Origin of the sequence: Thorsellia kenyensis (assembly GCF_042432445.1) — a bacterium.
Classification (GTDB): Bacteria; Pseudomonadota; Gammaproteobacteria; order Enterobacterales; family Thorselliaceae; genus Thorsellia; species Thorsellia kenyensis.
In genome coordinates this window covers 47,098-67,063 of the sequence record NZ_JBHLXE010000076.1, presented here as the reverse complement: position 1 = coordinate 67,063, position 19,966 = coordinate 47,098, and the positions used below count along the sequence as shown (strand labels likewise).

The window sequence follows — 19,966 nt, the reverse complement described above, 5'->3', positions numbered from 1 at the left end:
GAATTCACATTCATCATTAAAAGATTCATTTATATTTTACTTCTAACACACAAAAGGAATAGTTATGCAAAACTCTCATTCTTATGAAACCTATTTAACACTGAAGGCCCAAAACCCTGGTAAGTATGCTGTTGATATTGCCAACTTAATGGGCATATCAGAGGCTGAACTTGCTCATATCCGCATAGGCTTTGAAACAACTCGATTAGACATCGATGCTAAAACTCTACTTAAGCATTTGACCCCTGTAGGCAAATTAAAAGCAATTACTCGTAACCCCTACGCTGTGAGTGAACAAATTGGCACCTATGATAATTTAAATTTAAATGGTCATGCAGGGCTAGTGCTTACTCCAAGAGACATTGATCTAAGAATTTTTTTCAGTCAATGGCAACACTTCTTTGCCTTTAATGAAACCTATGAAACAAAATCTTTAGAAAAAAAAGTAAGGAAAAGCATTCAGATATTTAATGCCCAAGGGCAAGCGATCCATAAAATCTATGCAATTGATGAAACCGACATACAAGCCTATGATAAGCTTATTGAAGAGTTTAGAATTGATGAACTTACGCCTTTAGAAATATCTCCTAAGATTACAGCGCAGAACAATGAACAAACTCAAATTCCAGATGCTGCGCAATTTGAGCAAAAATGGCGTGATTTAAACGATGTGCATGATTTTTATGGCCTACTTAAAGAATATGCCCTTTCTAGACAACAGGCTTTCAAATTAGTCAGTGATGATTTGGCTTATCAAATTTCACCCTCTGCATTAAATGACTTTTTACTGTCAATTCAAAAAATGCAAAATGAAATTATGTTTTTTGTAAGTAACCCTGGCTGTGTACAAATTTTTACTGGCAAGTTAGAAAAAGTCGTCATGATGAAAGGCTGGTTAAATATTTTCAATAGAGAATTCACTCTACATATTGACATTGATTTTGTCAAAGAAGCATGGATCACAAGAAAACCAACTAAAGATGGCATAGTAACCAGTCTTGAGCTTTTTGCAGAAGATGGAACTCAAATACTACAAATGTACGGCCAAAGAACGGAAGGAACTCCTGAGCAAATTATTTGGCGAAATCAATTGCAAACCCTTCCTGTAATTACACAATCAGTTGAGGCATAAAATGAGCTTAATAAAAAAAATAGGCAAAACAGATAGAAAATTAAACTCTTTTATACTTAAAACAAAGTACTGCATTTTAGCTTGGACTTTTTTTGCTTCTTTAAATGTATTCGCTCAAAACGACAAGATAGTATCTGTGGGTGGTGACATTACTGAAATTATTTATGCTTTAGGACATGGGGATAAAATTGTAGCAAGAGACTCAACTAGCTTAGAACCAAAACAAGTATTGTCCCTTCCAGATATTGGCTATATGCGCCTCTTAAATACCGAGGGCATACTTGCCAATAATCCATCTGTCGTCTTTACCTCAATAGATGCAGGTCCCTCTTCGGTATTTGAACAAATTGAAGCCCTCGGCATTCCCGTACATAAAATTGCCAGCGAGAAATCGCTGGAAGGGACGCTGAGCAAAATCACAACAATAGGGGAATTGCTTAGTGAAGAGGTTGAAACGAAAAAACTCCTTGCTACCTATCAAAGTGAATTGGACTCAATAGACTCAACACCACTAGACATCAACGTGCTATTTTTATTGACGTTTGATGGTCATGCGCCAAGTGCAGCAGGACAATTAACGGCCCCAGACAGCTTATTTAAAGCTATTGGTGTTAAAAATGCAGCGGGCGATATTAAAAAATATCAGCCTATCACCTCAGAAAGTTTAGCGATGATGCAGCCCGATGTTATTGTGGTCAGTAAAGAGGGACTTAGACAATTAACAGAGGAAAAAATTTGGCAATTGCCGGGCATTGATAAAACACCAGCTTACAAGAATAAGCAACTTCTAGTAGTTGATGATGGTAGTTTTCTTGGTTTTACTTTAGAGACTCCTGCTACTGTAAATGCTCTCAAAAAATCGCTTGCTACACTGATTAAATAAATGATAGTTAATAAGGAACTTTTTCTTAATAAACTTCATACATTAACTTTGAGTAGTACGTAAAAACTCGTAATACTCAAAGTAATTTGCGATAATAAACGAATAATCAAAATGACCGTTGAAGTATAACTATCGTTCTCTGAACTTTATTCTTTTGACTCTGATAAAAAAACTAATCTATGCCTGATATAACTCCTATCAAATTAATAAAAAAAAGAACGGGAATGTATTTATCTTTGTTGCTTCTTATCACCATTATCTCAACTATCATTGCCTCTCAGCTAGGTGCATTACCAATTAATATTTTTAAGCTAATGCAAGGTGAAATAGATAACTATCTTTTTAAAATTTGGCTAGATATCAGATTGCCAAGAGTTCTTCTTGCTCTACTTATTGGTGCTTCACTTGCTCTAAGTGGGACAATTTTACAAGGACTTTTCAAAAATCCACTGGCAGATCCTGGACTACTCGGAATAAGCAGTGGTTCAGCGTTAATGGTAGGTATTACGATTCTACTTATGCCACTTTTAACGCAACAATTGTATTCTCTTTCCCCTTCTACTCTACAGTTTATCACCCAATACTTAATTGTTGGGGCTTCTTTTGTGGGAGGAATGACTGTTGCCTCAATTTTATTACTATTTTCCATAAAAAAACGCACTACTCTACTTCATCTTTTACTGCTAGGGATTGCCATAAATGCAATTAATGGTGGAGCGATGGGTGTTTTTACCTATCTCAGCACAGATAATCAACTCAGACAGTTTACCCTCTGGACAATGGGTTCTTTGGGCACTGCAAATTGGCATAGCCTAAGTACAGCCGCTATTATCATTATTCCTATCATGCTTCTTAGTCTTAAATACACTAAAGCACTCAATCTCATGCAGCTAGGTCATGAACAAGCTTTTTATATGGGTATTAATGTAAAAAGAACGCAATGGCAGCTTCTAGGTTTAGTTTCCTTACTTACTGGTATAAGCGTTTCCTTAACTGGTATTATTGGTTTTATTGGATTAGTCATTCCTCATCTTATGAGAATGCAAATCAGTGCGGATAATCGTTTTTTATTTCCCGCAACATTACTTGGAGGAGGCCTTTTTTTACTTGTAGCAGATACCTTGGCAAGAACAGTGGTTATTCCAGCAGAAATGCCTGTAGGAATAATAACAAGCCTTGTCGGCGGACCTTATTTTGTTTATTTAATTATGAAAGTCAAAACGGCACATTTTTAACTTAATTCATTCAACTAAAACTTATTAGCCTATTTTACTGAGAACAGTTATTCACTATGTACTACTTAACAGCCACAAATATATGTTACAGAACACGTAATAGAGAAATCTTATCAGGTATCGATTTTGAACTTGCGCTTGGTGAATTTGTAGTGATTTTAGGACCAAATGGCGCAGGAAAATCTACTTTATTGCGCACCTTAACGGGCTTTTTAACACCCACTTCAGGAGAGATATTCCTGCAACAAAAAAAACTAGGCTCCTATTCAATTGAACTACTGGCAGAAAAAAGAGCTGTAATGCAACAACAAATTTCTCTTGATATCAACCTAAGCGTTTTTGATATTATTACTTTTGCAAAGCCACAACCATCAAGTTTGCTTACGCAATCAACGAATAATAGTCATTATTTAGCAGATGATACACTTTGCCAAATATTAGAAATGACTGAGTGCACATCCCTATTAAATAGAGATGTGGCTGCCCTCTCTGGAGGAGAAAAACAAAGAGTCTTACTCGCCAGAACCCTGTATCAAATATGGGACAATAGCCAAGAGGGAACAGGTATTTTTTTAGATGAACCTACGTCTGCTCTTGATCTTTACTTCCAGCAGCATCTGTTAAAATTGATAAAACAACTTTCAGTAGAAAAGAATATAGCCGTTTGCGCCATCTTGCATGACGTCAATCTTGCTGCTTTATATGCAGATAGATTATATGTTCTCAAAGAAGGAAAAATACTAATACAAGGCTCACCTAACACTGTCATGACGCATTCCGATTTCTTAAATTGGTATAACCTTGATGGTGGCATTCATTATCACCCACTAGCCATAACTACACCTCAAATTTATTTGAGGCCCTAAAATGAAAAAAAACCACGAAAGGATAGAGGTTACAATTGTTGACTCAGATATACTCAATGTGAGTACTGAGAAGGCTTTAGATGCAACGTTAAGTAAAAAAAATAGACTTATACGGCTGACTTCTGGTCATTCTTTTGATCCTACAAATAACTGTTTTGAACTGTGTGATAATAGAACTTGTAGAATCTCAAATCAGTGCTTAAAAATTGTGGATGAGACAAAAGAAAATATTACCTCACCCATTCAGATGCCTCTGCTTAATACTCATAATTTAATTAAGTGTGATTTGGGTGAAGAAGGATCTTTACCAACATCAAAAACTTCTAGAATTCTAAAATATTTTAAACAATCTATTGTGACTTCTTTAGCACTTCATGGCGCCATCGCTGCGTTCATGGTATTAGCTGTCTATCTTCTTAATCCCCTGTTTACTTCTCAGGACAATGAAAATCAAGTGCTTATGGATGTTGTTATGATAGACACAAATTCCATGAATGTACTACAAGAAAATAAAGTTTCTGTGAGTCAAGAAGTGTATCAGAGCATTCAATTGTTAGACCAAGATGCAATACAAGATACAATAGAAGATAAAGTGGCTATAGACTTACACGTAAAAAAATTTACCCCAACACCAGATATTGTGAAAGATCTTTCTAATACTAACAATCAATCTGCAAACGCACAGAATAAAAGCTCAAATAGGTCTCCTACTCCAACAGATATAGTTAAAGTGATTAATGATGAAAACCACTTGGCTTCAAGGGACTTACTTCAACAAAAAGAAGTCTCAATCGATAAAAAACAGTCACAAGATGCCTCTAGTAATTTATTACCCAGTTCAAAAAATTCATTAGACAATTCGCCTACAATTCCCTCGCAAGTAAAGAAGGCATTTCAATCTACTGAAAATTCAGCACTTGAACAAAACACAATAGATAAAAAAACCAATAACCAAATAGATAAACGTATACAAACACCCACTACTTCAAACGGTCAAGAGCAGAAAACTAATTCTGAAAAAATTGTGGCCAAACAAAAATCAAATAAAAAAATAGAAGTAAAAGAAGTAAAAGAAGTAAAAGAAGTAAAAGAAGTAAAAGAAGTAAAAGAAGTAAATCAATTTAAAACTAGTGCTAAGAAAAATACAACACCAGTTTTAAATTCAAGTGAAAAGAATCAATCACAAACTCTACGCAATGAATACAGCTTAACTACTAATACTTTTAACGCTAACAAACCCACTGCAGATTTATCAAATATCGCTGCAAAACCGGTGAAACGAATGAATCCCGCATATCCGTCTCGGGCGGCCAATTTAGGGATCACAGGAAAGGTTGTCGTTAGATTTGATGTGAATGCCAGTGGAAAGCTTGAAAATATTCAGATAATTGAATCAAGTCATCCTAAAGAGTTTGATAAAGAAGTGAAGCGTGCTTTAAAAAACTGGATATATGAGAAAAAACCAACTAAAGGAATACAAGTGACCTTTAACTTCACACTTGATTCCATTAGTTTCAACTGATTTACAAACAGATACCTCTAGGGTACCCGTTCAAAATCTATTATTTATAGCTTTAACCTGATTAAAAGTTGAAGTAATAAGCACTAGCCATTATCAATATCTTCAATTTTTCTTTCATTTAATGGTTGTATTGGCCTTGCATTTTCTGAAATAATGGCTTTAATTTTATCTAATTGACCTTGTGATATTTTCACATGTTCTTTTAATACCTGCCAATGAACACCCTCAGTGCATGGAGGAGTTGTCAGCGATCCCATAAATGAATAATAGTCTTTATCAACAGGTAATAAAGCATTAATATCAAAAGGGGTCGGTAGCGTGTTTGCATCACCCGGTTTGGCAGGTAATGCATCAATTAAAGCATTTAACGTTGGATTTTCTTCTCCCAAATCAAATAATAAACCTACCACAGCAAGTGTCTTATCTTCACTGCTGTGAACAAAATGGATCACCATGTCTGAATGCTTACCATCTATAGCTTCTTCACTTGGGGTATGCAGATGGAACTGAAGCAATTGAAAGTCTTTATTATCAAGCACAATTTTATTTTTACTGTCAACAAGATTAGCTTGCACTGTATGGCCATTATTAATGAAATCAATCTTTGCTGGTTGATAATCAAACGAAAGCCCCATTTTTTTGATCATTTTGCTGCTTTTTATATCAATTGGTGATTGCTCTTTACCCGTTTTACATAGCAAATATGACTCATCTAACTCCGCCCAATGCTGAGGGCCAGCTTCACCTGAGTATCCCCAATGTAAATTATTGTGAGTATGCGGTGCATGCGGATTGTCAGCAGCCATAGAAAGTAATGGAGTTGACATAAGTACTGTAACTAAAAAGGTATTTCTTGTGTGTCTTAATTTCATTTTTTTATCCTAAATTGGATGTAAATAGTAGCCACAACTAAATTCGAAAAAAATTATTTAATTTAGTTTCAGAAAAATTATATTCCTAATCTTCGAAAAAAAATATTTTTTTTGTGTATACAATTGCAAATAATTTTACTCATACCTAAAGAGAAATTTAATATTGCTCATCTAGTGAAATATTTAGCTTGTCAGAAATGTGAGTTCGATATTGGCAAAAATAATATGCATTAGCGGATGAATTAATTCAATTGAAATTTGTTAGATGCTTTTAAAAATAAAATCTTGGCTAATTAGATTTTACCTTAAAAAAATATTTAATCTGAGGCTGTAGACTATAAGAATCCACAAAGCTAAAACAAGGGTGGAAATCGCAGTAGGTATAAAATATGATAGATAAAAGTGTTAAATTTGAGGGGCAGTTTGGTAACTTACCCCTCAATAATTAATTCAGTCCGATTAACTATAGTACGTCGACAGCATTTAACTCTTTAAATGCCTGAACCAAACGTTCTACCATTGAAGTTTGACCTTCTCTTAACCAAACACGTGGATCGTAATATTTTTTATTTGGTTTATCAGCACCTTCAGGGTTACCTAATTGGCCTTGTAAGTAAGCTTCATTCTTCTTGTAGTAGTTTTTTACACCGTCCCAAGTTGCCCATTGAGTATCTGTATCAATATTCATCTTGATAACTCCATAACTTACTGATTCTTCAATTTCAGCTGCACTTGAACCAGAACCACCATGGAATACAAAATTTAATGAGTTGTGGGGCAGATTGAATTTTTCGGAAACATATGCTTGGGAATCACGTAAAATTGTTGGCGTTAAGACTACATTACCAGGCTTATAAACACCATGTACGTTACCAAAAGAAGCTGCGATGGTAAAACGGTGACTTACAGCGATTAATTTTTCATAGGCATAAGCAACATCTTTAGGCTGTGTGTATAATTCAGATTGGCAAACATCTGAGTTATCTACGCCATCTTCTTCCCCGCCAGTCATGCCTAATTCAATTTCAAGAGTCATGCCCATTTTACACATGCGCTCTAAATATTTAGCACAGGTAGCGATATTTTCTTCAAGAGACTCTTCAGATAAATCTATCATATGTGAAGAGAAAAGCGGTTTGCCTGTTTTTTCAAAATGCTTTTCACTTGCATCTAATAATCCATCTATCCATGGCAATAATTTTCTGGCACAGTGATCTGTATGTAATATTACAGGCACACCATAAAGCTCAGCCATGTGATGAACATGCAAAGCACCAACAACAGAACCTGCAATTGCTGCTGCTTGACCATCACCTTTAAATCCTTTGCCCGCAATAAATTGACCGCCACCATTTGAAAATTGTACAACAACTGGTGCACGTACTTTAGCTGCGGCTTCAAGAACAGCATTAATTGAATCGGTACCCACACAGTTTACCGCTGGTAGCGCAAACTTATTTTCTTTAGCAACTTCAAAAATCTTCTGTACATCATCACCAAACACAACACCTGGTTTAACGAAATCAAAAACTTTAGACATAGTATTTTCCTTTTGGTTAGGTAAATAAATTAAAAATAGTGCAGATTAATTTATTCATCATTCTAAAACAATTAACCGCGAGCTCTCTCTTCTAAAATAGCCACAGCGGGGAGTTTTTTTCCTTCAACAAATTCTAAGAATGCGCCACCGCCAGTTGATATATATGAAATTTTATCTTCAATACCAAATAAATCGATAGCAGCTAGCGTATCACCGCCCCCTGCGACAGAAAATCCTTCGCTTTGAGCTATAGCATTCGCTATAATTTCAGTCCCTTTACGGAAATTAGGGAATTCAAAAACACCAACAGGACCATTCCAAAGAATTGTCTTAGCATCAAGTATGATTTTAGCAATGCGGTTAGCTGTTTCATCGCCCATGTCAAGACTCTGTTCGTCGTCCTGAATTTGTGATGCAGGTTTGAGGGTTGCTTCCGCTGTTTCCGAAAATTCTTTAGTTACACGTACGTCTGTAGGAACAGGAATATCACAGACCTCAAGTAATTTTTTCGCTTCCGGCACAAGATCTTCTTCATAGAGAGATTTCCCCACATTATTGCCTTGCGCAGCAATAAATGTGTTAGCAATACCACCACCTACTATCAATTGATCGGCTACCTTTGATAATGCATCAAGTACAATCAACTTAGTGGATACTTTAGAGCCACCAACAATAGCAACCATAGGACGAGCAGGGTTATCTAAAACTTTGGCTAAGGCGTCAAGCTCATTAGAAAGTAAAGGGCCTGCACAAGCTACAGGAGCAAATTTAGCCACACCATGAGTTGAAGCTTGTGCTCTATGAGCTGTACCAAAAGCATCCATAACAAAAATATCGCATAAAGCAGCATATTTTTTTGCTAATGCTTCATCATCTTTTTTCTCACCCTTATTAAAACGGACGTTTTCCAGAACGACTAATTCATTAGTGCCAAGATCATCAAGTCCATCTAAATAATTTTTTTCTAAACGAACAGGCACATCTAATTTATCTCGAAGATAATGTGCTACAGGTCCTAAAGAGAATTCTTCTGCATACTCACCCTCAGTAGGACGTCCCAAATGAGATGTTATCATTACTTTAGCACCTTTCTTGAGTGCTTCCTCAATCGTTGGTAAAGCAGCACGAATTCTGGCATCAGATGTCACTTTTCCCTCTTTTACAGGAACATTTAGATCAGCACGAATTAAGACACGTTTACCTGCTAAATCGACATCACTCATTTTAATTACTGCCATGCTTTTTCTCCTTCATTGTTATCGAAAAATCTATCTTTATTATAAGTTATTTTCTATCTATAGGCTTTTTATTTATCACATTTCTATCACTGTTTTGACTATAGTCACTTTTTAGAGTTTAGCGCTAAACTACTTTTTATGCATTCATTATGCTTAAATTGAGTGAAAAAAAATAACAAATAACTAAAAATTAGCCATTATATTCGTATTATCATGGGTATTTATACATGATTTTGCCATGGAAATTATTTTTTCAAGTGAGCTAAACTATAATTCAATAACTCAAATTCAATAACTCAAATTTTCCAAAAAATCGTTTTATCAGACGCTGATAATAAAAAAATCCGCTAAAAACTAATTGAAAATGCCATTACTAATGCGTCTTCTCTACCATTATGGGTTGGGTAATAATCAACTCTTTGAGTTACTGTAGCAAATCCCATTTTTTCATATAATTTTATCGCATTTTTATTCGACTTTCTAACTTCTAACCAAAGGGTTTTTATGCCTACAGTTTCTAATTCATTGATTAAGTGAGAAAGTAATAATTCACCTAAGCCTTTTCTTTGCATCTCAGGACTAATCGCTATATTGAACAATGTCGCTTCATCAACAACAGTTTGGCAAATACAAAATCCTGCTAAGTTATTTTGTTTAAAAATAACAAAATTAGCGTAGCGTAAGCCAAAATTAGACTCGAAAATATTTTTAGGCCAAGGGAATAAATGACTTTGCTGTTCAATTTTATATGCTTCTTCAATTAAAGAGAGATCAAATGGTTTTATTGTTGGCATATTTTGTCAATTGCCTCCATAAATTTCTTTTAGCCATAGTTGATGCATAAAGAGTTTTTAATGTATTTGTTTCTATCAAATGACACTGTTTTAACTGTTTTAGCTCATTTATATAAGAGGAGATCTCTCCTTTTAGCATTAACTCTTCAATATCATCTTCAACCGCTTCGTTTTGTTGATCATTAAATAATACCACTAATCGATGCTGCTTAGATTCTTGAATAGGTAAAATCAAATGCGATAATTTATTTATAGGAAAGTAAGCTAGATTTGCATGTGTCAGGTTTAGTGAGGTCAATATATCATTTAAAAATGGGGTGTTCATATCCATAATTTCCTCACTTAAAAAAATGAGTTGAATACTATTTTCAAGCGCAATAGCGACTTCACCTAAAAATACATTAGGACGTTTCATAGACCAAGTTTGAATGCCTAATGTTTTTAGTGACTGTTGGTATCTTAATAGTGCAGGCATTGTTATCGGTGATTTTTTGAAGCTAAGAATTTTTTGATGACATGCGCAGCAGCCACCAACCCAAATGATGCTGTGACCATAGTCACCGCACCAAATCCACTAGAGCAATCCATTTTCAATTGCCCCTCAGTTTGTTTTTTTGCAAAACAGATTTCACCCTCTACGCTTGGGTACCTTAATTGCTCCTTTGAGTATACCGTATCTATTCCAAATTTGCCTTTATTATTTAACTTCACCCCATATTGAGATTTCAACAGGCTTCTTACTTTGGAGACAAGTGGATCTTGAACTGTCTTAGCTATATCAGCCACTTCGATAAGAGTTGGATCGATTTGGCCTCCGGCACCGCCAATCATTAAGAATTTTTTCTTGTTTCTTCGACAATAAGCAGCTATTGCTGCCTTAGTTTTGACGCTATCAATTGCATCTATGATATAGTCAAACTCTTGACTTAAATGACTTTGAATATTTTGTACTGTAATAAAATCTTCAATTTTATGGACTTTACATTCAGGATTAATTTCTAAAATTCTCCTTGCCATGACGTCGATTTTCGATTGACCGACTGTGGACGTTAATGCGTGGATTTGCCGATTGGTATTCGTAACGCATATTTCATCAAGATCAATAAGCGTAATTTCACCAATACCTGTTCTAGCAAACGATTCAGCAATCCAGGTACCTACACCACCTATACCCACAATACAAAAATGCGCACGAGCAAAATGCCGTAGAGATTCTTTTCCATAAAGCCTTGCTATCCCGCCAAATCGCTTTAAATACTCTTCTGATAGTTCATTTAATATAGTTGGTTGGGTAAGTTTCAAAGATTCAATATCGTTCATCATTGTTTTAGTCAAAGTCTCGATTTTAATCGTTTTTAATTACTGGTGGTTTACGATTTTTAAAGTAAACCGTTTCTATCTGTTAAATTTTTGTATTTTTAAAACAGAGGCGCTTTCAATGTTTTAATATTCATCAATAAGATTGACAAAATTCACCATTTTCATTTAAGACTAATTGATAGGCATTTCCATTATATTTATTATTTCCAGCCTCATAACCAGCTTTCTCGCCTAGTCCATGATAGATGTCAAAGTGATTATTCTTGATAGCCCCACCAACATCTAAGGCAACATAAACTCTAGGTTTATATTTACCCGTAAAATTACCAGCATTATCTACATGGGGCACTTTAGCGTAGATAAGATCACCCATATCAAAAATAGATTTATCTGCTGCAACTGAGCCATGTGCCACTAATGGTATGCCCGCTGCCCCTTTTACATGATCATTATTTTTAGGTGCAAAGAACACCCATGATGGATTTTGATTTAACAATTCTAAGACTTCCTCTTCACTGTGCTGTTCAATCCATTCATAAATTGTTTTTAATGAGACATTTTCTTTAGTAAGCTCACCTTGTTCAACTAAATATTTTCCAATTCCTTTGAATTTATGACCATTCTGCCCACTGTAGCCAAAATAGACGGGGGGATTACCATCTTCAAAATCGATAAAACCGCTCCCCTGGACTCCCATAATAAAATTATCTACTCTTGATTGGGTATATGCAAGTTCAAGTCCCATACCATCAAGCGCTCCATCATGAATTTCTGAACGACTCGGCATATTACCTTTAGTTAAATTAGGCTTGGACAATATTGGGTAAATAAAATCGCCTTGAGCTGTTCTGCGCCCTTTTATCACAGGTGAATAATATCCAGTAAACAAGGCCTGATTTGCCTCAGTGACAAAAGGTTTATTTAGCATCAATCCAAATTCTGCAAGTCTAGCCTCATCAGCACCTGCATCTACCCACGCTTTTGTACATTGATATAATTTGTTATTTTGTGTAATGAGCTTACTTGAATTTTGTTCTATAGTACTCAACTGCTCAAAAAAAGCACTTTTATTAATGCTTAAATCGTATGCCTCTCTTATGACTGGTGTGATCTCCTTCTTGGATGTACACCCAACAAGAACAAAAAGGGCTAATACGGTTGTGCATATGTTAAAATATCTAAGCTTATTTAGTGCTGTTTTTTTTGCCCTATTAAAACTTAATGGTGAAGTAAAAAAGATCATATAGCTTCCCAATTGAAAAAATGACTGCGTAGTGATGAATAAAAAATAATATTTGATGCAAAATGTTCAAAACTAACTAGGCAATTAGCTGCATAGATACATATTACTTTTTTTATTTTTGCAAAAAAACTATAATATCTAAAAATAAGGTATAATGTAAGAGATAATTCTAATAGGTAATGAATAATACCTTTTTAGTCTTTATAATAGGATTTTAACATTTTATAACATTTGCAATATAAGGAGCTAGGATGCGTTTTCTAGCCTTTTTTTTACCAATGACTTTTATTGTCTTAGGCTGCACCCCTAGAATTGAAGTGGTAACACCCGATAAACCTATTATCATCGATTTGAATATAAAAATTGATCATAACATTCATATTAAAGTTGATAAAGAAATAGAAACGTTAATTAACAGCAATGAGGCATTATTCTCCTCTTGATGTTGTGTATTATTACTTTTTTCATTTAAAGAGATTGAGTCATTTTATGAAATTTTATGGTTTTTTACGATTAACGAAAACGTTTTTAGTGCTTTTTTTCCCAATTTTTTGTTTTGCAGAAAGTTCAAATGCGCTTCAGGATGCTAAAAATAAGCATTTAGTGGGTGAGTCACTGAGTGGCTATATTGAAATCGTTGTCCTTAATGACAACTCAAAGTCCTCTCTAGTTGAAGAAACTGAACTCGAACGATTTGTAAAAAATATCAACGAACAAAGAAAACAATCTTACCAAATAATTGCTGATAATAATCATATTTCTGTTGAGATAGTGGCGAACATTGCTGGCCAAAAATTGGTCAAAAATGTTCAACCTGGTCATTATGCTAAAGGAATAAATGGACAATGGAAATTATTTAAATAACTCTGTTATCTTTAGCCGCAATTTAAATATTATCACTCCTAGATTAGGGCACCCAGATAAGGCCAATATATATGCCAGAGAGCAAAATAAAACAAATTAATCATTTAGTCGCCTTAGGTGGAGGCCATGGACTTGGGCGTGTTATGTCCTCACTCAATTTTCTTGGTGATAAACTAACAGGAATAGTCACAACGACAGACAATGGTGGTTCTACGGGGAGGATCAGAAATGCGCAAGGCGGTATTGCATGGGGCGATTTAAGAAATTGCCTGAATCAATTAATCACTCAACCAAGCACAGCCTCTAGAATGTTTGAATATCGTTTTTCTGGTCAGGGTGAGCTAAGCGGTCATAATCTTGGCAATTTAATGCTTAAGGCATTAGATAATTTAAGCATTCGTCCGCTTGAAGCCATTAATCTTATCAGGGATTTATTAAAAATAGAAAGTAATCTTATTCCAATGTCAGAAGAGCCAGTCGATTTACTTGCTTATGATGCATCTAACACTCCAATTTATGGTGAAGTTAATATAGATGCTTTAGAGGAAATGCCACGGCATTTACAACTAACACATCAAGCTAAAGTGACACAAGAAGCCGTCCACGCTATTAATCAGGCAGATCTTATACTTGTGGGTCCTGGGAGTTTTTTTACTAGCCTAATGCCTCTATTCCTTGTAAAGGATCTAGTCAATGCGCTTCATGAATCAAGAGGAAAAATTTGTTATATAGGAAATTTAGGTCCTGAAGTATCTAAAGCTGCTGCGTCTTTGTCTCTTTTCGATAAGTTAGCCGTATTAGAAAGCAAAATGCATGGCCGCTCAATCGATTCAGTCATTATAAGCGATTGGGGAAATATGCCCTCGAGAATGGACGGTAAAATTGTTATCAAAACATCTCTTTGCGAAGATGAACAGATGTACTTGCATGATAGAATCAAATTAAAAAAGGCCATCAGTCTGCTCGTCGAAAAGATACTTTAAAAGGAATTTATATGAAAAAAAATAAAGCCCCTATTTTAATTGAATCAAATCCTTCTGCGATTTATACAGAAAAATCTCGTTTTACTTTCCTTTCTAGACTCAGTATTAAATTGTTGACTTACTCTTTTATAGCGACTTTAATTATCATTATTACTCTTCTTGTTAACCACTATACTTTTACCTTTTTAGCTAAAGACAAAATCTATACTTCGGTTCAAGAAATACCTTCAAATAAAGTTGGATTAGTCCTAGGCACATCCAAATATTATCGCTCTGGTAATTTAAATCAATACTATAAATCTAGAATAGAAGGAGCATTTGAACTATTTTCACAAGGTAAAATAAATTATTTTTTGCTCAGTGGTGATAACAGAGTCTCAAACTATAATGAACCTAGCACCATGCGTAAAGATTTAATTTCTAAAGGAGTTGATCCATCTTATATTTTTTTAGATTTTGCTGGATTTAGAACCCTAGATTCAGTAATCCGAGCCAAATCTGTATTCCAAACTCCTTCTTACACGATTATAACTCAGCGCTTTCATTGCGAAAGAGCCCTCTTTATAGCTCGATTTAATAACATCGATGCTACCTGCTTTGCTGTTCCAGATCCTTATTCAGGTGTTGTGCATTACAGAGAAATTCTCGCTAGAGCAAAGGCCACAATAGATATATTCTTACTAAATAAAGAACCCTATTTTCTTGGACCCAATATCTATATTCCATCTGAGCAAGAGTTAGCGCCCTCTGATTTAGATGTCATCGAACAACCTGACACCAGAAAAAACATGTAATAACCCCTATGAATAAAGAAAAAAGAATTGAAATTTTTAAGCGTTTACAAGCGAATAATCCCAATCCAACAACTGAACTTAATTTTAATACGCCTTTTGAGCTCTTAATTGCAGTATTACTCTCAGCACAAGCAACAGATATTAGTGTTAATAAAGCAACCAAAGAGCTATTTGCAGTGGCCAACACACCAGATACTATGTTCGCGTTAGGTGCTGATAAAGTAAAAGAAAAAATTAAAACAATTGGCTTATTTAATACTAAAGCTGAGAATATAATCAAAACTTGCAAGATTTTAGTGGAAGAATATGGTAGCCAAATTCCTGAAAATAGAGAAGCACTTGAATCTCTGCCCGGTGTTGGTAGAAAAACGGCAAATGTTGTCTTAAATACCGCATTCAAATGGCCAACTATTGCCGTTGATACGCATATTTTTCGTGTTGCTAACCGGACTAAATTAGCACCAGGTAAAGATGTTGTAGCCGTTGAAGAAAAGCTCTTGAAAGTCGTACCTAAAGAATACATGTTAGATTGTCATCACTGGCTCATTTTGCATGGTCGATATACCTGTGTTGCCAGAAAACCAAGATGTATGTCTTGCATTATTGAAGACCTATGTGAATTCAAAGAAAAAACAAGCCTATAGGAATTTTATATGCTAAAACAGCAAGCTGATTTGCCCCGTATTATCTTTTCATTAATGTTCATTGGACTTATGCTCATTGGTTGTCTTTGGGTGCTTAGACATTTTTTACCAGGTTTAATTTGGGCTGCAATGGTTGTTATTGCTACCTGGCCTTTAATGTTAAAAATTCAAAATAGCCTCAAATGTAAACGCGTTATTGCTGCTTCAATCATGACATTAATGATTTTATTGGTTTTTGTGATCCCCGCTGTCATGTTAGTTGCAAGTATCATCAAAAATAGTAACTTATTCATCAACATGGCTTCGTTTGATCAGAGCGTGGACATTCCGAGCTTAGAGATCTTAAAATCTCTGCCCTATATTGGTGAATCTGCTTATGATACATGGCAGTCTGTCATAGCAACAAATGGTAAAATTGTAATCAATCAAGTTAAGCCCTATATTGGCCAAGGTGTATCTTGGCTCGTTTCCCAAGCCGCAAACATAGGGCGCTTTTTAATCTATAGTGGTTTAATGGTTGTCTTCAGTTTTATACTCTATATGAATGGTGAACGCTGTGCAGATGCTATTCGTCGTTTTTCATTAAGACTTGCTGGTGAGCAAGGGGATCACACGGTAATTCTTGCAGGGCAGGCCATCAGAGCCGTAGCACTTGGCGTTGTAGTGACCGCTCTGACTCAATCAATTATTGCAGGTATAGGATTAGGCATTACAGGGATCCCAGCTGCAACTTTATTGACTCTCATAATCTTTGTACTTTGTGTTGCTCAAATAGGCCCTATTCTCGTCTTAGTCCCAGCGGTTTTATGGTTATTCTGGACTGGAGAAACCTCATTGGGTATTTTTCTGGGGGTATGGACTGTAATTGTAACGACGATGGATGCTTTTTTGCGTCCATTCTTAATTAAAATGGGGGCAAACCTACCTATGTTGCTCATTTTAGCTGGGGTAATTGGTGGATTATTAGGCTTTGGTTTGATTGGTCTTTTTATAGGACCTGTAATTTTAGCGGTCTCTTATAGATTAATTCAAGCTTGGGTAGATAAAGATCCTGCATCAGACGAATAAATAAAACATATATTGTTTTACATCCTTTCCTTTGGGAGGGATGTAAAATCAATTAAACAAATAAACACTAAAACACTAAAACACTTATTGAGATGATAACAATCAATGCAAAGCTATAGGTTCTGGTAAAATAGCACTTATCTGGGCCTTAGTAATTTCACTCATTGCATCATTTGGACACTTTTCCAAATAAAAGTTAAATTCATTAACTGCCGCTTGAGGGCAGCCTAATCTAGCTAAGATCATCCCCCTATCCCTTCTAAGAAATGGATCATCTGGCGTGAGGCTAATCATCAAATTGCTTGCTTTTAGAGCCAGCTCTAATGAATCTTCAAATATAAACGCTGATTTTAACACGCCTAAATAAACGAGGACTAAATAAGTCGTTTCCTGTGGCTCTAAAAAACTCACATCTACATCGTCTACATTTTCTTGAGATTTAATCATAAGCTCTATATCACGGTAGGGTAATTCTTCACCTGATTGTGCATCGATATATAAAGGTGGGGTTCCTAATATTTCTACCCGAATTAGTATTTGACCTAGTAAAAATATTGGTTTAGCAATAATACCTTGATCTTTTATGAGTGCACAAAAGAGTGCGCTTAACACAAAATCATGCCCTATTTTATTTTTAATTACAAAATCAACATCTAAGAAATTACTGAATTTAGTATGCTTTAAATTTATCCCCTCAAAAGCGACTTGATGATAAAAAACATTTAAAAAAAGTGCTAACTTATCTATGGATCCTAGAGGAGTTGGACCGTATTCTGATTCAAGCTCAGAAAGTAAATTGTTAATTTGAACATTTAAACGATTCACACTAAGAGAGAGTCTCCTTTTTGATTTAGTTTCATCAAAAAAAACTTTTAACTCAATTAATGCATTGAGAAATGACCTGGTGTTCATTTCATCTTCAGTGAACATAATAATTTCTCCTAAGCGGTATAGATTTAAGTATCAATTTATAATCCACCATATTGCGCAAATGTGATTCTATCTTTGCCATTATAATCTTGGTAGGATTGAATGTTTTTATACCCATGAGATAAAAAAAGGGTTTTAACACTTTCGTGTTGTAAATAACCATGCTCTAAAAATAAATGGCCGCCTTTTTTAAGATGCTTTTTAGCAGATTTAGTAATATGATTGAGATCAGCAAGTCCATTTGCCAAAGAAACCAGAGCGGTTTTTGGTTCAAATCTCACATCACCTTGGGATAAATGTTCATCTGATTCACATATATATGGAGGATTAGATACTATAATATCAAAGCATTCTTCTCTATCTATTGTATCAAACCAATTACTCTGTCTAAAATCAATCCGGTCTATGTCACTTATTAATTGGGCAAGCCTTACTTTATTTTCTAGTGCCAAGTCGACAGCATCACTGATGAGATCTACGCCTAAAAATTGCCAATTTGGCCTTTCTTTAGCTAAAGCAAATACAATAGCCCCTGTTCCGGTGCCTAAATCTAATACGCTAAGAGCCTTATTACTATATAGCTCTAAAATTTTTTCAATCAAGCTTTCAGTATCAGGCCTAGGAATTAACGTTGCTTGCGAGACTTTAAGTGGTAACGACCAAAATTCCTTTATTCCTAATATATAGGCTATCGGTCTGCCTTCAAGTCTCTGCTCTAAAATATGATTCAGTTGAGCAATTTCAACATCATTTAATTGTTCCTCACCAAATGCCATTAAATAAGCGCTGTTTTTACCGAGTACATGAGATAAAAGATAATATACCTCCCTTTTCGGTATACAGTAACCGTCTAAAATGCCATCATTTTTGGCTTTTTCTAATGCCTTTACCGCATTAGCAAGCCAAGTATAAATAGTTATCATCCTTCATCATTACCAGCTAGAGAAGCAAGTAAATCAGCTTGATGTTCTTGTAAAATAGGTTCAATTAACATGTCTAATTTCCCTTCCATCACTTCATCTAAACGGTATAAAGTCAAATTGATACGGTGATCAGTCACTCGACCTTGCGGATAATTGTAAGTTCTATTTCTATCTGATCTATCCCCTGATCCTAAAAGATTTCTTCGCGTGGATGCTTCTTCGCTATGTCTTTTTTCATCTTCAGCCGCCTTAATCCTAGAAGCTAATACAGACATCGCTTTGGCTTTATTTTTATGTTGTGAACGCTCATCTTGGCACTCAACGACAATACCTGTAGGTAAATGGGTAATCCTTATCGCTGAGTCTGTGGTATTAACATGCTGACCACCCGCACCTGATGATCTAAACGTATCTATTTTTAAATCAGCAGGGTTTATTTCAGGTAATTCCGCTTCAGGTATTTCAGGCATGACAGCAACTGTACATGCTGACGTATGTACACGTCCCTGAGATTCTGTTTCTGGAACACGTTGTACTCGATGACCACCAGATTCAAATTTTAACAATCCATAAGCCCCATCTCCATTCACTTTGCTTATGATTTCTTTATATCCACCATGCTCACCATCGTGCACGCTGAGAATTTCAATTTTCCAGCGTTTTGATTCTGCAAACTTTGAGTACATCCTAAAGAGATTACCTGCAAAAATTGCCGCTTCATCACCACCTGCTCCCGCTCTTATTTCAAGGTAACAGTTTCTTTCATCATCAGGATCTTTAGGTAGTAATAATATTTGTAGTTCATCTTCTAACTGCTCAATTTGTGTTTGTGCTTCATGGATTTCCTCTTTAGCCATTTCAGCCATCTCTGGATCATCTAATAATAACTTAGCTGTTTCAAGATTCTCCTGCGCTAATTGCCATTGATTAAAACAAACTATTACATCACCTAATTGAGCATATTCTTTTGTAAATGCTCTGAATTTATTTTGATCACTTATGACTGATGCGTCGCTCATTAATGCTTGCAGCTCTTCATAACGCTCTTTGAGTGTTTCTAATTTATTAATAATACTTGGTTTCATTAGTTATTCCGTAGTTAAAATTATAAGAGT

21 protein-coding genes are annotated in these 19,966 nt (G+C 35.2%); 11 read left to right on the top strand and 10 right to left on the bottom strand.

What is annotated here, in order from left to right:
* Positions 1-64: 64 nt before the first annotated feature.
* The 5 genes from ACFFIT_RS06960 to ACFFIT_RS06940 all read left to right on the top strand — a co-directional run bounded on the left by ACFFIT_RS06960 (position 65) and on the right by ACFFIT_RS06940 (position 5,638).
* Positions 65-1,132: a hemin-degrading factor gene (locus tag ACFFIT_RS06960; protein ID WP_385876930.1), complete on the top strand. Its 1,068-nt coding sequence runs from the start codon at positions 65-67 to the stop codon at positions 1,130-1,132.
* Position 1,133: 1 nt separating this feature from the next.
* Positions 1,134-2,015, top strand: a complete 882-nt coding sequence (locus tag ACFFIT_RS06955) for a heme/hemin ABC transporter substrate-binding protein (RefSeq protein WP_385876929.1) — start codon at positions 1,134-1,136, stop codon at positions 2,013-2,015.
* Between the two features lie 179 nt (positions 2,016-2,194).
* Entirely contained in the window at positions 2,195-3,250 is a 1,056-nt protein-coding gene (locus ACFFIT_RS06950) for a FecCD family ABC transporter permease (RefSeq protein WP_385876928.1), read from the top strand.
* Between the two features lie 56 nt (positions 3,251-3,306).
* On the top strand, positions 3,307-4,116 hold the full coding sequence (locus tag ACFFIT_RS06945; protein WP_385876927.1) for a heme ABC transporter ATP-binding protein: 810 nt from the start codon (positions 3,307-3,309) through the stop codon (positions 4,114-4,116).
* A 1-nt stretch (position 4,117) separates the two neighbouring features.
* Positions 4,118-5,638 (top strand): TonB family protein, encoded by a 1,521-nt coding sequence (locus ACFFIT_RS06940; RefSeq protein ID WP_385876926.1) that lies wholly within the window; start codon positions 4,118-4,120, stop codon positions 5,636-5,638.
* 83 nt (positions 5,639-5,721) lie between these two features.
* On the opposite strand, the gene ACFFIT_RS06935 is transcribed toward ACFFIT_RS06940, so the two are convergent.
* The 7 genes from ACFFIT_RS06935 to mltA all read right to left on the bottom strand — a co-directional run bounded on the left by ACFFIT_RS06935 (position 5,722) and on the right by mltA (position 12,645).
* Positions 5,722-6,510 (bottom strand): carbonic anhydrase, encoded by a 789-nt coding sequence (locus tag ACFFIT_RS06935; RefSeq protein ID WP_385876925.1) that lies wholly within the window; start codon positions 6,508-6,510, stop codon positions 5,722-5,724.
* A 463-nt stretch (positions 6,511-6,973) separates the two neighbouring features.
* Positions 6,974-8,050 (bottom strand): class II fructose-bisphosphate aldolase, encoded by a 1,077-nt coding sequence (gene fbaA / locus ACFFIT_RS06930; protein WP_385876924.1) that lies wholly within the window; start codon positions 8,048-8,050, stop codon positions 6,974-6,976.
* Between the two features lie 71 nt (positions 8,051-8,121).
* Complete coding sequence (gene pgk, locus ACFFIT_RS06925) at positions 8,122-9,288, bottom strand: phosphoglycerate kinase (protein ID WP_385876923.1); 1,167 nt, start codon at positions 9,286-9,288, stop codon at positions 8,122-8,124.
* Between the two features lie 347 nt (positions 9,289-9,635).
* Entirely contained in the window at positions 9,636-10,082 is a 447-nt protein-coding gene (gene rimI, locus ACFFIT_RS06920; protein WP_385876922.1) for a ribosomal protein S18-alanine N-acetyltransferase, read from the bottom strand.
* The gene (locus tag ACFFIT_RS06915) at positions 10,060-10,557 is read right to left on the bottom strand and encodes a DNA polymerase III subunit psi (protein WP_385876921.1); all 498 of its coding nucleotides are present in this window, start codon (positions 10,555-10,557) and stop codon (positions 10,060-10,062) included. Before ACFFIT_RS06915 ends, rimI begins: the two co-directional genes overlap by 23 nt.
* Before the next feature lie 2 nt (positions 10,558-10,559).
* Positions 10,560-11,363 (bottom strand): tRNA cyclic N6-threonylcarbamoyladenosine(37) synthase TcdA, encoded by an 804-nt coding sequence (gene tcdA / locus ACFFIT_RS06910; protein ID WP_385876952.1) that lies wholly within the window; start codon positions 11,361-11,363, stop codon positions 10,560-10,562.
* 172 nt (positions 11,364-11,535) lie between these two features.
* The gene (gene mltA, locus ACFFIT_RS06905) at positions 11,536-12,645 is read right to left on the bottom strand and encodes a murein transglycosylase A (RefSeq protein WP_385876920.1); all 1,110 of its coding nucleotides are present in this window, start codon (positions 12,643-12,645) and stop codon (positions 11,536-11,538) included.
* Positions 12,646-12,896: 251 nt separating this feature from the next.
* Between mltA and ACFFIT_RS06900 the strand changes: the two genes are divergently transcribed.
* From ACFFIT_RS06900 to ydiK, 6 genes are all read left to right on the top strand, one after another.
* On the top strand, positions 12,897-13,088 hold the full coding sequence (locus ACFFIT_RS06900) for a YnbE family lipoprotein (RefSeq protein WP_385876919.1): 192 nt from the start codon (positions 12,897-12,899) through the stop codon (positions 13,086-13,088).
* A 46-nt stretch (positions 13,089-13,134) separates the two neighbouring features.
* Complete coding sequence (locus ACFFIT_RS06895; protein WP_385876918.1) at positions 13,135-13,509, top strand: YdbL family probable chaperone protein; 375 nt, start codon at positions 13,135-13,137, stop codon at positions 13,507-13,509.
* Between the two features lie 71 nt (positions 13,510-13,580).
* Entirely contained in the window at positions 13,581-14,492 is a 912-nt protein-coding gene (locus ACFFIT_RS06890) for a gluconeogenesis factor YvcK family protein (protein WP_385876917.1), read from the top strand.
* An 11-nt stretch (positions 14,493-14,503) separates the two neighbouring features.
* Complete coding sequence (locus ACFFIT_RS06885) at positions 14,504-15,286, top strand: SanA/YdcF family protein (RefSeq protein WP_385876916.1); 783 nt, start codon at positions 14,504-14,506, stop codon at positions 15,284-15,286.
* A gap of 8 nt (positions 15,287-15,294) precedes the next feature.
* Positions 15,295-15,930 carry an endonuclease III gene (gene nth / locus ACFFIT_RS06880; protein ID WP_385876915.1) on the top strand — a complete coding sequence of 212 codons (636 nt, stop codon included), beginning with the start codon at positions 15,295-15,297 and terminating at the stop codon, positions 15,928-15,930.
* Positions 15,931-15,939: 9 nt separating this feature from the next.
* A complete protein-coding gene (gene ydiK, locus ACFFIT_RS06875) occupies positions 15,940-16,998 on the top strand; it encodes an AI-2E family transporter YdiK (protein ID WP_385876914.1) in 1,059 nt (352 codons plus the stop codon).
* A gap of 102 nt (positions 16,999-17,100) precedes the next feature.
* Here ydiK and ACFFIT_RS06870 read toward each other — a convergent pair whose 3' ends face one another.
* The 3 genes from ACFFIT_RS06870 to prfA are packed head-to-tail and all read right to left on the bottom strand — an operon-like array spanning position 17,101 to position 19,936.
* Positions 17,101-17,928, bottom strand: coding sequence for a tetratricopeptide repeat protein (locus tag ACFFIT_RS06870; protein WP_385876913.1), 828 nt, complete (start codon positions 17,926-17,928; stop codon positions 17,101-17,103).
* Positions 17,929-17,966: 38 nt separating this feature from the next.
* The gene (gene prmC, locus ACFFIT_RS06865; RefSeq protein WP_385876912.1) at positions 17,967-18,851 is read right to left on the bottom strand and encodes a peptide chain release factor N(5)-glutamine methyltransferase; all 885 of its coding nucleotides are present in this window, start codon (positions 18,849-18,851) and stop codon (positions 17,967-17,969) included.
* The gene (gene prfA, locus ACFFIT_RS06860) at positions 18,848-19,936 is read right to left on the bottom strand and encodes a peptide chain release factor 1 (protein ID WP_385876911.1); all 1,089 of its coding nucleotides are present in this window, start codon (positions 19,934-19,936) and stop codon (positions 18,848-18,850) included. Before prfA ends, prmC begins: the two co-directional genes overlap by 4 nt.
* Positions 19,937-19,966: the final 30 nt, after the last annotated feature.

Coding starts and splice junctions, on each gene's coding strand:
- ACFFIT_RS06960 (WP_385876930.1), top strand. CDS start 65: ATGCAAAACTCTCATTCTTATGAAACCTATTTAACACTGAAGGCCCAA.
- ACFFIT_RS06955 (WP_385876929.1), top strand. CDS start 1,134: ATGAGCTTAATAAAAAAAATAGGCAAAACAGATAGAAAATTAAACTCT.
- ACFFIT_RS06950 (WP_385876928.1), top strand. CDS start 2,195: ATGCCTGATATAACTCCTATCAAATTAATAAAAAAAAGAACGGGAATG.
- ACFFIT_RS06945 (WP_385876927.1), top strand. CDS start 3,307: ATGTACTACTTAACAGCCACAAATATATGTTACAGAACACGTAATAGA.
- ACFFIT_RS06940 (WP_385876926.1), top strand. CDS start 4,118: ATGAAAAAAAACCACGAAAGGATAGAGGTTACAATTGTTGACTCAGAT.
- ACFFIT_RS06935 (WP_385876925.1), bottom strand. CDS start 6,510: ATGAAATTAAGACACACAAGAAATACCTTTTTAGTTACAGTACTTATG.
- fbaA (WP_385876924.1), bottom strand. CDS start 8,050: ATGTCTAAAGTTTTTGATTTCGTTAAACCAGGTGTTGTGTTTGGTGAT.
- pgk (WP_385876923.1), bottom strand. CDS start 9,288: ATGGCAGTAATTAAAATGAGTGATGTCGATTTAGCAGGTAAACGTGTC.
- rimI (WP_385876922.1), bottom strand. CDS start 10,082: ATGCCAACAATAAAACCATTTGATCTCTCTTTAATTGAAGAAGCATAT.
- ACFFIT_RS06915 (WP_385876921.1), bottom strand. CDS start 10,557: ATGCCTGCACTATTAAGATACCAACAGTCACTAAAAACATTAGGCATT.
- mltA (WP_385876920.1), bottom strand. CDS start 12,645: ATGATCTTTTTTACTTCACCATTAAGTTTTAATAGGGCAAAAAAAACA.
- ACFFIT_RS06900 (WP_385876919.1), top strand. CDS start 12,897: ATGCGTTTTCTAGCCTTTTTTTTACCAATGACTTTTATTGTCTTAGGC.
- ACFFIT_RS06895 (WP_385876918.1), top strand. CDS start 13,135: ATGAAATTTTATGGTTTTTTACGATTAACGAAAACGTTTTTAGTGCTT.
- ACFFIT_RS06890 (WP_385876917.1), top strand. CDS start 13,581: ATGCCAGAGAGCAAAATAAAACAAATTAATCATTTAGTCGCCTTAGGT.
- ACFFIT_RS06885 (WP_385876916.1), top strand. CDS start 14,504: ATGAAAAAAAATAAAGCCCCTATTTTAATTGAATCAAATCCTTCTGCG.
- nth (WP_385876915.1), top strand. CDS start 15,295: ATGAATAAAGAAAAAAGAATTGAAATTTTTAAGCGTTTACAAGCGAAT.
- ydiK (WP_385876914.1), top strand. CDS start 15,940: ATGCTAAAACAGCAAGCTGATTTGCCCCGTATTATCTTTTCATTAATG.
- ACFFIT_RS06870 (WP_385876913.1), bottom strand. CDS start 17,928: ATGTTCACTGAAGATGAAATGAACACCAGGTCATTTCTCAATGCATTA.
- prmC (WP_385876912.1), bottom strand. CDS start 18,851: ATGATAACTATTTATACTTGGCTTGCTAATGCGGTAAAGGCATTAGAA.
- prfA (WP_385876911.1), bottom strand. CDS start 19,936: ATGAAACCAAGTATTATTAATAAATTAGAAACACTCAAAGAGCGTTAT.